The following is a 12876-nucleotide window of genomic DNA, read 5'->3' as shown; positions in this document are numbered from 1 at the left end:
GCGGCAGGAGCCGTTTTCCGCGACGGAAAACGGCTTGGAAAACCTCGTTTTCCAGAACGGAATTTTTGCAAAATTCCGTGCCCCTACTGACCGGCAAGGCCCATTTGACGGACCGCAAGATCGCGCAGGATTTCTTCGGAGCCACCGCCGATCGCCATCACCTTGACCTCGCGCCAGACCCGTTCGACCGGGTTTCCGGTCAGATACCCGGCGCCGCCGAAGATCTGCATTCCTTCCGAGGCCACGAATTCCAGCGCCTTGGTCGCCTGCACCTTGGCTTTGGCGATCTCGGCCGCAGGCATCAGCCCCTGGTTCATCGCCCAGCAAATCCGCTCCAGATAGGCCTCGATCATATCTATCCGCGCTGACATTTCGGCGAATTTATGGGCGATGACCTGATGTTCGATCAACCGCTGGCCAAAGGTCCGACGCTCACGCGCCCAGTCAAGCGCGGAACGATAGCAGACCCGCATCATGCCAAGGCTACCGGCCACCATCGCCAGCCGCTCGTGGTTGAAGTTGTTCATGATCGCCAGGAAGCCCTTGTTCTCGGGGCCGATCAGCGCCGTCTCGGGCACGTGGCAATCGTCGAAATGCAGCATGGCCTGGGTCGAACAATGCCACCCCATCTTGCCCCCCAGCGGGGTGCGCGAAAAGCCGGGCGTATCCGCCTCGATCAGGAACAGCGAGATGCCGCCCAGGCCCGGTCCGCCGGTGCGGGCGCCGACCACGTACCACTGCGCGTCCATCCCCCCGGTGATATAGGCCTTGGCACCATTCAGCACCCAGCCACCCGCCGCCCGCTCCGCCCGCGTGCTCAGATTGGCCACATCAGACCCGCCCCCAGGCTCGGTGATTGCGAGCGCCGAGTTCATCTCGCCCCTGACGATCCGGGGCAGGACGTTTTGCCGGAATGCTTCGGGCGCGAACCGGACCATCGGGCCCAGCGAGATCATCCGACCACCGACCGCCGCGGCCACCCCCGAGGCACCGCAGCCAAAGGCCAGTTCGGCGTAGTCGCAGCGCATGAAGGCGTCGTCGAACCCCAGTCCGCCATATTCCTCGGGGATGCCAAAGCCGAACACGCCCAGTTCGCCCAGTTTCTGGTGCAGTTCCCAGGGCACGGCCTGTGCGGCCTCCCACTCCTCCACATGCGGGGTGACCTCGGTGGCGAAAAACGCTGCAAGCGTGTCGCGAAAGGCCTGACGCTCGGGCGTCATGAAGGGAGAGGGGCAGGTCATGGCGCATCCTTTGCGGGCAGGGGGGTCAACTGGCTTTCCATCATCCCGGCGAACCGCTCCACCATCCGCGCCAGATAGGCAGGGTCGGTGACGAAACGTTCGTGCAGGACCAGACCGCGCAGAAAGTTCCGGGTCATGCTCCACAAGAGTTCGGCGTCGTCCGGCGCCGGGTCCGCCCCGATATAGGCGCGCGCGACCGAGGCGCGGCTTTGCCGGTCCCAGTCGTGCAGGCGGGTTTCTAGCAGGCGATAAAGCTCGGCATCGGTGCGGCAGGCCACCAGAATCTCGACCATTGCCCGCCCCCCGGCGGCGTTCACCACCTGACCCCAGGCCCGGGTGATCAGATCGCGCACCGGTTCGGGGCTGGCGGCCTGCGCGGCGCGGCGTTCGACCGGGTCGAGCGCGCGTGCCAGCAATTCCATCGCAGTGGCCGCGACCAGCGCCTGCCGGGTTGGAAAGTGATGGGTGATCGCGCCACGCGACACGCCCGCCCGCTCCTGAATGCGGGCAAAGGTGGTCTCGGCATAGCCCAGCCTATCCAGACAGGCGATGGTGGCCCGGATCACCTTGGCCTGGGTCGATCGGGATCGCCGGTCTTGCGGGGTCGGTTTCAGGGTCTCGGGCATCTGCCGTCACGTCACACTTATTTCGATTGACCGCGAGGGTCTCGGGAGGCAGCTTAAAAACAGAACGGGCGGTCTGTAAAGTGGCTGCCGAAAGCCAGGGGAGAGAACGTCGCGTGACTGCAGCGTTGAGGATCGGCGGGGCCTGCGGTTTCTGGGGTGAGGCGCCGCATGCGACGGCACAGCTTCTCGCGGCCGGGGTCGATGTGCTGGTTTATGACTACCTGGCCGAGATCACCATGTCGATCATGGCGCGCGCGCGGCTGAAGGATCCGGATCAGGGCTATGCCACCGATTTCGTGACCGAGGCGATGGGACCGAACCTGAAGGCCATTGCCAGGCAAGGGGTGCGGGTGCTGTCGAATGCCGGCGGGGTGAACCCCGAGGCCTGCGCAGAGGCGCTGAGAGAGCGGATCGCGGCGGCGGGGTTGTCCCTGCGGGTGGCGGTGGTGACCGGCGACGATCTGCTGGCGCGCGCCTCGGAGTTTGCCGCATGCACCGAGATGTTCACTGGCGCTGCCATGCCACCGCCCGAGCGGATCGCCTCGATGAACGCCTATCTGGGCGCGGCGCCGGTGGTGGCGGCGTTGCGGGCGGGGGCGGATATCGTGCTGACTGGGCGCTGTGCCGACAGCGCCCTGACACTGGCGGCCTGTGTGCACCGCTTTGGCTGGGACCTGTCCGATCATGACCGGCTGGCGGCGGGGTCGCTGGCCGGGCATCTGCTGGAATGTGGTCCGCAGGCGACCGGGGGCAATTTCACCGATTGGGAGGCGGCGGGCGATCTGGCGCGGATCGGCTATCCCATCGCCGAGGTCGCCGCCGATGGCGGTTTTGTCCTGACCAAGCCCGAGGGCAGCAGCGGGCTGGTGACCCCGGCTACGGTCGGCGAACAGATGCTGTACGAGATCGGCGATCCGCGCGCCTATCTGCTGCCCGATGTGGTCTGCGATTTCTCGGGCGTGACGTTGGAACAGGTGGGGCCGGACCGGGTGCGGGTCAGCGGTGCGCGCGGGCGGGCGCCGACCGGGCGGCTCAAGGTCTCGGTCACCTGGGCCGATGGCTATCGCGGCGGCATGGTGTTCCAGATGACCGGGCGCGACGCGCGGGCCAAGGCGCAGGCCTTTGCCCAGGCCGGGCTTGACCGGGCGCGGGCGCGGCTGGCGGCGCTGGGCGCGCCAGACTATCGCGAGGTCTCGTTCGAGGCCTTTGGCGGGCGCCCGACCCCGGATGCGCCCGAAGAGATCGCGTTCAAGGCGGCGGTACGCCATGACGATGCACGCGCGGTGGGTCTGTTTCTCAAGGAACTTGTGGGCGCGGCGCTGGCGACACCTCCAGGCCTGCATTTCTTTACCGGTGCCGGGCGACCCCGGCCCTCGCCGGTGGTGGCGCTGTTCTCCTGCCTGATCCCGGCTGAGGCGGTGCGATGCCGCGTCGTGCTGGACGGGGGAGAACTGTCCTTCGATCCACCCGAACAGCCGCTGCGCGAGGTTGAGGCGACACCAGCCCCCTGTCCGCCGCCGCCGGATATGGAATTTGAGCTGGAGGCGCGGCCACTTGAAGCGCTGGCCTGGGCCCGCTCCGGCGACAAGGGCGACAGCGCCAATATCGGCGTGCTGGCCCGCCGTCCCGAATACATGCCCTATATCTGGGCGGCCCTGTCGACCGAGGCGGTGATGAGTTTTTTCGACGAAAAATCTCCCGCCCAAATCCAGCGTTTCTATCTGCCGGGCTGTCATGCCATGAATATCGTGCTGACAGGGGCGCTGGGCGGTGGCGGAGTGGCCAGCCTCAGAAACGATGCCCAGGGCAAGGCTTTTGCCCAAGAGCTTCTGTCCCTGCCGGTACCTGTTCCGGTCGGGTTGATCGCAAAGAACTAAGGCAGAGGGACCATGCGTTTTTTCAGCCAGCTCGACAAGGACAGCGACAGCTATCGCCGCAACCGCGCCGATATGCTGGCGCTGGTGGATCGGCTCCGTGCGCTCGAGGCGCGGCCCATGGCGCTCAGCGAGGAGCGGCGCGCCCGGATGGAGGCGCGCGGCCAGATCACCCCGCGCGACCGTCTGGCGCGGCTGCTGGACCCGGGTCTGCCTTTCGTGCAACTGCACAGCCTCGCGGGATACATGGTCGACAGCGCCGATCCCGAAACCTCGGTTCCCGGGGCCTCGGTCATTATCGGTATCGGCTTTGTCTCGGGCGTGCGCTGCATGGTGGTGGTCGATGACAGCGGCATCAAGGCCGGTGCCATGACCGAGATGACGGCCGCCGCCTTTCTCAGCGCGCAGGAGGTGGCGCTGAAACAGCGTCTTCCCTTCCTGCACCTTGTCGAAAGCGCGGGCGCCAATCTGATGGAATACCGGGTCGAGCTGTGGGCCCATGGCGGCAAGCTGTTTCGCAACCTTGCCCGGCTGTCGGCGGCGGGCATTCCCAATATCGCGGTGTTGCATGGCCCCTCGACCGCAGGGGGCGCCTATATGCCCGGTCTGGCCGATTATGTGGTGGGCGTGCGCAAGAACGGGATGGCGGCGCTGGCGGGGGCGGCGCTGGTGCATGCCGCCACCGGCGAGCACGCCAATGATCGCGATCTGGGCGGGTCCGAGATGCATGCCCAGACCAGCGGGCTGGTGGAATACCTGGCCGAGGATGACGCCCACGGGATCGAAATCGCCCGTCAGGTGGTTGCCGCGCTCGACTGGAACAAGTCGCTGCCCGCACGGCCCACGCCCGCCGAGATCGCGCCGCCGCTCGACCCCGAGGACCTGGCCGGGCTGGTCCCGGTCGATTACCGGGTGCCCTATGACATGCGCGAACTGGCGGCGCGGGTGGTGGATGGCGGGATCTTTCAGGACTTCAAGCCGCGCTATGGTGTCTCGACCGTCTGCCTGCAGGCGGCGATCCACGGGATCGCGGTGGGCATCATCGGCAATAACGGCCCGATCGACCCCGATGGCGCCACCAAGGCGGCGCAGTTCATCCAGCTTTGCGGGCAATCCGATACGCCGTTGATCTTTCTCAACAACACGACCGGTTACATGGTCGGCACGGCCTATGAACAGGCCGGCATGATCAAGCATGGCGCCAAGATGATCCAGGCGGTCACCTCGGTCGATGTGCCGCGCATCACGCTCTATGTCGGCGCCAGCTTTGGGGCGGGCAATTACGGCATGTCCGGTTATGCCTACGAGCCCGATTTCCTGTTTGCCTGGCCCAACGCCACCACCGGTGTGATGGGGGGCGAGCAGGCGGCGGGGACCATGGCCATGGTCGCCCGCGCCGGGGCCGCCCGCAAGGGGCAGGAACTCGACGAGGCGCGGCTGGCCAAGCAATCGGCGATGATCGCGGCGCATTTCGACCGCCAGTCGGATGCGTTCTATACCTCGGGGCGCTGTCTGGATCACGGGGTGATCGACCCGCGCGACACCCGGCGGGTGCTGGGCTTCTGCCTGCACACCTGTCGCGAGGCGCGGGCACGCCGGGTCAAGCCCGGCTCATACGGGGTGGCGAGGTTCTGACGATGCGATTTGACACTCTGCTGATTGCCAACCGGGGCGAAATCGCGGCGCGGATCATCCGCACCGCCCGCGAGATGGGGCTGCGCACCGTGGCCGTCTACACCAGCGCCGATGCCGGGGCGCCGCATGTGGCGCTGGCCGATCACGCGGTCTGGATCGGCGAGGGGCCGGTGGGCGACAGCTATCTGAATGTCGAGCGCATCCTTGATGCCGCCCGGCAAAGCGGCGCCGGGGCCATCCATCCCGGCTATGGGTTCCTGTCCGAGAACGCCGGGTTTGCCCGCGCCGTGGCGGCGGCGGGGCTGGTCTTTGTCGGGCCGGACGCGGCGGCGATCGAGGCGATGGGCAACAAGGCCGAGGCCAAGCGGTTGATGCTGGCCGCCGGGGTTCCTTGCGTGTCGGGCTATCAGGGGGCCGATCAATCCGATGCCGCGCTGGCGCGCGAGGCCGAACAGATCGGCTATCCGCTGATGGTCAAGGCCGCGGCTGGCGGCGGCGGGCGCGGCATGCGGCTGGTGCAGAGTTCCGACACCCTGACCGAGGCGCTGGCCCGCGCGCGGGCCGAGGCATTGGGCGCCTTCGGATCGGACGAGTTGATCCTGGAACGCGCCATCGTCGAACCGCGTCATGTGGAGTTTCAGGTCTTTGGCGATGCCCATGGTGCGGTGATCCATCTGGGCGAGCGGGACTGCTCGGTCCAGCGCCGCCACCAGAAGGTGATCGAAGAGGCGCCCTGCCCGGTGATGACACCCGATCTGCGCGCAGAGATGGGCGCCGCCGCCGTGGCCGCCGCCCGTGCGGTGGAGTATCGCGGCGCTGGTACGGTCGAGTTCCTGCTGGACGCGTCGGGCAACTTCTATTTCCTCGAAATGAACACCCGGCTTCAGGTCGAACACCCGGTGACCGAGATGGTCACCGGCCTCGATCTGGTGGCGCTGCAATTGCAGGTGGCGCAGGGCGATCCGCTGCCGCTGCCGCAGGACGATCTGCGCATCGACGGCCACGCGATCGAGGTCCGGCTTTATGCCGAGGATCCGGCGGCGGGCTTCTTGCCCGCCATCGGGCCTGTCCTGCGCTGGCGCCCGGCTGACGGGGCGGGTCTGCGTGTCGATGCGGGCATCGCGCAGGGGCAGCAGATCGCGCCCCATTACGACCCGATGCTGGCCAAGATCATCGCCCATGGCCCTAGCCGCGCGGTGGCGCTGGCCCGGCTTGCGCGCGCGGTGGCCGATACGGTGCTGCTGGGCACCGCGACCAACAGCGCCTTTCTGGCCGATCTGCTGGCACTGCCCGAATTTGCCGAGGGCCGCGCGACCACGGGCCTGTTGGCGCGCAGCTATCCCGAGGGTTATGGCGCGGGCACAGCCGAGCCTCGCGCGGTGGCGCTGATGGTGGCAGTGCTGATGCAGCATGACCGCGACGCGGCGCTGGCGGTTGCCGGTCCGATCCCGCCCGAGCTTCTGGGTTGGACCAGCGCCCCGGTCCTGCCGCGCAGCCTGCGGGTCGAGACCGGCGGGCAGGTCTTTGACTGCACCGCGGGCGCCGGTCCGGGCGGCTGGCGGATCGGCGTTGCGGACGCGCAGTTCGAAATCGAGCTGGACCAGCGGGGCGACGGTCTGCGGGCGCGGCTGGGTGGCGAGACCCATGACCTGCTGGCGCATGTGGCGGGCGATACGGTGTACATGGCATCTGGCGCACAGCGACTGACCCTGCGCCGCCAGCGTCCCGGCGCGCCCGATGCCGAGGCGCTGGGCGGTGGCCGCGTCACCGCGCCGATGCCCGGTCTGGTGCAGTCGGTGTCGGTGGCCGAGGGAGGCGAGGTTGCCAAGGGCCAGACGCTTGCGGTGCTTGAGGCGATGAAGATGCAGCACCAGATCACTGCCCCGGTCGCTGGTCGGGTGACCCGGCAACATGTGGCACCCGGCGCGCAACTGGCGGCGGGCGATGTGATGTTCGAGATCGAAGAGGAAGAGAGCGCATGAATTCCGACCTGTGCCGCAAACTGGGGATCGAGTTTCCGCTCTTTGCCTTCAGCCATTGCCGCGACGTGGTGGCCGCCGTCAGCCGGGCGGGCGGCATGGGCGTGTTCGGCGCCGTGCTCTATACGCCCGAACAGCTCAGGACCGAGCTGGAATGGATCGATGCCCATTGTGGCGGCAAGCCCTATGGGGTGGACCTGATCGTGCCGACCTCGATCCAGCGGCAGGGGGGCAGCGGGCCGGATGACGATCAGTTGCTGGCGGGGCTGCCCGCCGAGCATCTGGCCTTTGCCGAACAGGTGCTTGAGCGGGCAGGCGTGGGGGCCGACGATCTGGACGAGCGCCGCCGCGCGCTGCTGCATATCTCGCGCAACCTCGATAGTGCGGGGGCTGAGGCGATGCTGGATGTGGCTTTTTCCTTTCCCATTCGGCTGATTGCAAACGCGCTGGGCACGCCGCCGCAGATCATGCTGGACCGCGCCCGTGCGGCGGGGGTGCCGGTGGCGGCGCTGGTGGGGTCGAAACAGCACGCCCAGCGGCAGGTCGCCGCCGGGGTCGACATTCTGGTCGCCGCCGGGGGCGAAGCGGGCGGCCATTGCGGCGAGGTCTCGACCATGGTGCTGGTGCCCGAGGTGGTCTCGGTCGCGGGCGAAACCCCGGTTCTGGCGGCGGGTGGCATCGTGACCGGCCGACAGATGGCGGCGGCGATGGCCATGGGCGCGGCAGGGGCCTGGTGCGGCTCGGTCTGGCTGACCACCGCCGAGGGCGAGCCCAGCCAGGTGGTCAAGGACAAGATGCTGGCGGCCTCGTCATCGGATACGGTGCGCTCGCGCTCGCGCACGGGCAAGACCTCGCGCCAGCTGAAATCGGCCTGGACCGATGCGTGGGAGGCCGAAGGCCCCGCGCCGTTGCCGATGCCGCTGCAATCGCTGGTGGCCGAACCGGCGCTGGCCCGGATCGAGGCGTTGGCCCAGCGCGGCCATGCGGGTGCTGCCGACCTGGCCACCTATTGGGTCGGGCAGGGGGTCGGGCTAATGACCCAGACCACTTCCGCCGCCGAAGTGGTGCAGGAATTCAAACGCGACTACCTCGCCGCGACCGAGCGGCTGATGACGACATTGGAGGATTGAGGATGGAACAGGCAGGCGATTTTCTGGCCGAGTGCCAGGCGCTGGACGCGGTACTGGACGGGATGCGCGGCGCCGATTGGGACCGTCCCACCCAGTTCAAGGGCTGGACCCTGAACGACGTGCTGGTGCACCTGCATTTCTGGAACCGGATGGCGGATCTGTCGCTGACCGACCCGGCCGCCTTTCAGGCCCGCGCCGCCGAGACCCTTGCGGGTATCGGGCGCGACGGCTTTCGCGCCACCGAAAACGCGATGGTCACCGAACGCGGCGCCGATCTGCGCGCCGCCTGGGCCGCGCAATATGCGGATATGGCGGACCGCTGGTCGGCGCTTGACCCCAAGCAGCGGCTGCAATGGGTCGGTCCCGAAATGTCGGCGCGCTCGTCCATCACCGCGCGGCAGATGGAAACCTGGGCCCATGGGCAGGAAGTGTTCGACTGTCTTGGAGCCACCCGGGCCGAGACCGACAGGATCAGGAATATCGTGGTGCTGGGGGTGAACACCTTTGGCTGGTCATTCAAGGTACATGGCCGCCCGCAGCCCGAGATGATGCCCCGGCTGGAGCTGACCGCCCCCTCGGGCGCTCTGTGGGACTTCGGCGACCCGGGCGCGAACCGGATCGCCGGCCCGGCGGTCGAGTTTGCCCAGGTGGTGGCCCAGACCCGCAACATCGCGGACACTTCGCTGGTGGTCGAAGGCCCGGTTGCCACCGAATGGATGGCCATCGCGCAATGTTTCGCGGGCGGGCCGGAAACCCCGCCCGCCAAGGGCGCGCGCCACCGCGTCGCGGGCTGAGTGGAAAAGGACGTAGCGTAGCGCCGCCGAAACGCCGCGTCACCCGGATTGGCGGGAATCGGGTGCGCGCGTAATTTCGGCGCAAACGCAAATTGGAGAATGTCATGTCCCTTTTCAGCAGCACGGCCGCCTGGGTCACCGACGAACACCGCATGTTCGCCGAAGCGGCGGGCCGGTTCCTTGATGACGAACTGGTTCCCAACATCGAAACCTGGGTCGACAATGGTGTGGTTGACCGCGATTTCTGGCGCAAGGCGGGTGAGACCGGGCTGATGGCGGGTGCCATCCCAGAGGAGTTCGGCGGCGTCGGTGGCGGCATGGGGTTCGACGCGGTCACCATCTATGAACAGACCTCGCGCGGGGATGCGGGCTGGGGCTATGGCATCCAGTCGATCGTCACGCACTACATCACCGCCTATGGCAGCGAGGAACAAAAGGCCAAATGGTTGCCGAAGCTCGCCTCGGGCGAGATGGTGGGCGCCATCGCGATGACCGAACCGGGCACCGGCTCGGACCTGCAGGCGGTGCGCACCACCGCCGAGAAAGACGGCAATTCGTATCGGATCAACGGCTCAAAGATATTCATTACCAACGGCCAGACCGCCGATCTGATCATCGTGGTGGCCAAGACCGACAAGACGTTGGGGTCCAAGGGCGTGTCGCTGATCGCGCTTGAAACCGAAGGCGCCGAAGGCTTCCGCCGCGGCCGCAACCTCAAGAAACTGGGGATGAAGGCCAACGACACCGCCGAACTGTTCTTTGAAGACGTCAAGGTGCCGATGACCAACCTGATCGGACCGGAAGAAGGGCATGGGTTCTACCAGCTGATGAAACAGCTGCCCTGGGAACGCCTGACCATCGGCATCATGGCGCTGGGCGCTATCGACTTTGCTCTCTCCGAGACGGTGAAATACGTGCAGGAGCGCAAGGCATTCGGCCAGCGGGTGATGGATTTCCAGAATACCCGGTTCAAGCTGGCCGAATGCAAGACCAAGGCCGAGGTGCTGCGCAGCTTTGTCAACGACTGCATCGCGCGGCTGGAGGCCGGGCAGCTCGACGCCACCACGGCCTCGATGGTGAAATACTACGGCTCCGAGGCGCAGAACGAGATCATGCATGAATGCCTGCAACTGTTCGGCGGCTATGGCTTCATGATGGAATACCCGATCGCGCGGCTCTATGCCGATGCGCGGGTGCAGATGATCTATGGCGGCACCAACGAGGTGATGAAGGAACTGATCGCCCGCTCCATGGACGTCTGACCCGTTCGCAATCAAATCGTGCGCCTGCGGCGCGCTCGATCCTTTGTTGAGGGACGCTGTCCCTCAAACTCCCTGGAGTATTTGCAACCAGAAAGAAGCCAGAGCCGGATTTGCGCTTCTTTCTGGTCGGAAATACTCCGGGGTGAATTGCCCGCAGGGCAAGAGGGGCAGCGCCCCTGTTCTTAAGTAAATGCCTCTTGCAGCCATACTCGGAACGAGTCGAGCGGCGGCGCGATCATGCGTTCCTTTGGCCAGACCAGGTAATAGCTCCCCAGGCTTATGGCGGGCCCGTCATGGGCAGTGACCAACCGGCCCCGGGCCAGATCATATTCAACCAGATAGCTTGGCAAGAGCGCCACGCCCAGCCCGTTGGCCACTGCCGGGATCATGGTCGAGAACTGGTCGAACAGCATGCCGCGCAGCCCCGGCGCCGCAAGGCCATGGGCCGCGAACCAGCGTTCCCAGGCATCCGGGCGGGTGTCGAGATGCAAAAGCGGAGCCGTGCGCAGCCAGCCAGGATCGTTGGTGGATTGTCGCAAGTCAGGCGCGCAGACCGGCAAAACCTCCTCGCGCATGATCTTGAGATAGTCGACCCCGGCCCAGTCGCGCCGTCCGAAATGGATGGCTGCATCGAAGGGTTCGCTGGCAAAGTCGAAGGGTTTCAGCCGGGTGCTGAGATTGACCGACACTTCCGGGTGGCGGCGGGCGAAATCCTGCAATCGCGGCGCCAGCCAATGCATGCCGAAGGCAGGCAGGATCGACAGGCTGAGCGTGCCGCCGGTCGGGTTGGCCTTGAGCTTGAGCGAGGCCTGCGCCAGCTGGGTCAGCGCGGTGCGGGCGGTCTGCACATATTCCTGTGCCGCAGGCGTCAGGTGGAGCCGCACGTGGTCGCGTTGGATCAATTTGACGCCCAGTTGTTCTTCCATCGTCTTCAGCTGCCGGCTGATCGCGCTTTGGGTCAGGGCCAGTTCCTCGGCGGCGGCCGAGGCGCTGCCCAGCCGGTCGACCGCCTCCAGAGCCAGCAGCGAGGAAATCGAGGGGAGGAAGCGGCGGGGGGCAATCACTTGAGTTTTCCTCATACCTTTTGACTGGAATATCACTGGTTTTTGGCATGATCCAGCGCGATCTAATGCGGGAAACTCCTGATGGTGGGGAAGGCGATGAACGGATACGGCGAATCTGGATTTCGGCGCGCAGGGCGTCTTGATGGAATCGAGCTGTCCGAGATCGTGCAGATCTCGGAACGCGCGGCGCAGTTGCGGGCCGGCGGCGCCGATATTGTTGCGCTCAGCACCGGCGAGCCGGACTTTCCGACGCCGGATCACGTGATCGAGGCTGCGCACGGGGCGGCGCTGGCGGGGCAGACCCGCTATCCGGCCACGGCGGGTACACCTGCCCTGCGCGCGGCGATTGCCTCTGATGCGGGGGTGGAGCCTGCCAATGTGATCGTTTCGACCGGGGCCAAACAGGTGCTGGGGGGCGCGTTCCTGGCCACGCTCGACCCGGACGACGAGGTGATCACCACCGCGCCCTTCTGGACCAGCTATGCCGATATGGTGCGGCTGGCGGGCGGCGTGCCGGTGGTGCTGGATTGTCCGGGCGATCAGGGGTTCAAGCTGACGCCCGCGCAGTTGGAGGCCGCGATCACCCCCCGCACGCGCTGGCTGTTGCTCAACACGCCATCGAACCCCACCGGCGCCATCTATTCTCAGGCCGAGTTGCAGGCGCTGGGTGCGGTGCTGGAGCGTCAACCGCATGTCTGGGTGATCTCGGACGAGATTTACCAACATCTGGCCTATGTGCCCTTCACCCCCTTTGTGCGGGCGGTGCCAGAACTGGCCGATCGCACCCTGATCGTGAACGGGGTGTCCAAGGCCTATTCGATGACCGGCTGGCGCATCGGATGGGGTATCGGCCCGGCCCCGCTGATCAAGGCGATGGTGGCGGTACAGGGGCAGATCACCTCGGGCGCCTGCTCCATCGCGCAGGCGGCGGCGCTGGCGGCGCTGACCGGGCCGCAGGACCTGCTGGCCGAGCGGAGGGCCGAGATGCGGTCGCGGCGCGATCTGGTGGTTGCGGGGTTGAACGCGGCGGGGCTGGATTGTGCGCTGCCCGATGGCGCGTTCTATGTGTTTCCGAAGACACCCGCGCAGATGCCGGTCGATCATGAATTCTGCCATTACCTGCTGGACAATGCCGGGGTGGCGCTGGTGCCGGGGCGGGCCTTTGGCATGCCGGGGCATTTGCGCCTGTCCTTCGCTTATGCGAGGCAGAGTCTGGAAGAGGGGATTGCCCGTATCGCCCGCGCCACCGCCGCGTTGTAACAAGGGGCATC

General features: G+C 66.7%; 10 protein-coding genes. 7 read left to right on the top strand and 3 right to left on the bottom strand.

Annotation, left to right across the window (positions count from 1 at the left end; all coding sequences use genetic code 11):
* Nucleotides 1-83: 83 nt before the first annotated feature.
* Together AC2FNY_RS05005 and AC2FNY_RS05000 are read right to left on the bottom strand one after the other, a co-directional pair.
* Nucleotides 84-1241 (bottom strand): acyl-CoA dehydrogenase family protein, encoded by a 1158-nt coding sequence (locus tag AC2FNY_RS05005; protein WP_496801812.1) that lies wholly within the window; start codon nt 1239-1241, stop codon nt 84-86.
* Entirely contained in the window at nt 1238-1867 is a 630-nt protein-coding gene (locus AC2FNY_RS05000; RefSeq protein ID WP_234137417.1) for a TetR/AcrR family transcriptional regulator, read from the bottom strand. The genes AC2FNY_RS05005 and AC2FNY_RS05000 overlap by 4 nt, the downstream gene beginning before the upstream one ends.
* 113 nt (nt 1868-1980) lie before the next feature.
* Here AC2FNY_RS05000 and AC2FNY_RS04995 point away from each other — a divergent pair, with 113 nt between their 5' ends.
* From AC2FNY_RS04995 to AC2FNY_RS04970, 6 genes are all read left to right on the top strand, one after another.
* Nucleotides 1981-3744 carry an acyclic terpene utilization AtuA family protein gene (locus tag AC2FNY_RS04995; RefSeq protein ID WP_496801811.1) on the top strand — a complete coding sequence of 588 codons (1764 nt, stop codon included), beginning with the start codon at nt 1981-1983 and terminating at the stop codon, nt 3742-3744.
* Between the two features lie 12 nt (nt 3745-3756).
* Nucleotides 3757-5376, top strand: a complete 1620-nt coding sequence (locus tag AC2FNY_RS04990) for an acyl-CoA carboxylase subunit beta (protein WP_496801810.1) — start codon at nt 3757-3759, stop codon at nt 5374-5376.
* Between the two features lie 2 nt (nt 5377-5378).
* A complete protein-coding gene (locus tag AC2FNY_RS04985; protein ID WP_496801809.1) occupies nt 5379-7358 on the top strand; it encodes an ATP-binding protein in 1980 nt (659 codons plus the stop codon).
* Nucleotides 7355-8485 (top strand): NAD(P)H-dependent flavin oxidoreductase, encoded by a 1131-nt coding sequence (locus AC2FNY_RS04980; protein WP_496801808.1) that lies wholly within the window; start codon nt 7355-7357, stop codon nt 8483-8485. The genes AC2FNY_RS04985 and AC2FNY_RS04980 overlap by 4 nt, the downstream gene beginning before the upstream one ends.
* Before the next feature lie 2 nt (nt 8486-8487).
* On the top strand, nt 8488-9279 hold the full coding sequence (locus tag AC2FNY_RS04975; protein WP_496801807.1) for a TIGR03084 family metal-binding protein: 792 nt from the start codon (nt 8488-8490) through the stop codon (nt 9277-9279).
* A 104-nt stretch (nt 9280-9383) separates the two neighbouring features.
* A complete protein-coding gene (locus AC2FNY_RS04970; RefSeq protein WP_496801806.1) occupies nt 9384-10541 on the top strand; it encodes an acyl-CoA dehydrogenase family protein in 1158 nt (385 codons plus the stop codon).
* A gap of 182 nt (nt 10542-10723) precedes the next feature.
* On the opposite strand, the gene AC2FNY_RS04965 is transcribed toward AC2FNY_RS04970, so the two are convergent.
* Nucleotides 10724-11605, bottom strand: a complete 882-nt coding sequence (locus AC2FNY_RS04965; protein WP_496801805.1) for a LysR substrate-binding domain-containing protein — start codon at nt 11603-11605, stop codon at nt 10724-10726.
* Between the two features lie 81 nt (nt 11606-11686).
* Between AC2FNY_RS04965 and AC2FNY_RS04960 the strand changes: the two genes are divergently transcribed.
* The gene (locus AC2FNY_RS04960) at nt 11687-12865 is read left to right on the top strand and encodes a pyridoxal phosphate-dependent aminotransferase (RefSeq protein ID WP_496801804.1); all 1179 of its coding nucleotides are present in this window, start codon (nt 11687-11689) and stop codon (nt 12863-12865) included.
* The last annotated feature ends 11 nt before the right edge of the window (nt 12866-12876 follow it).

It is taken from the genome of Ruegeria sp. BHSC223, assembly GCF_059613025.1.
This window is presented reverse-complemented; position numbering and strand designations above follow the sequence as displayed.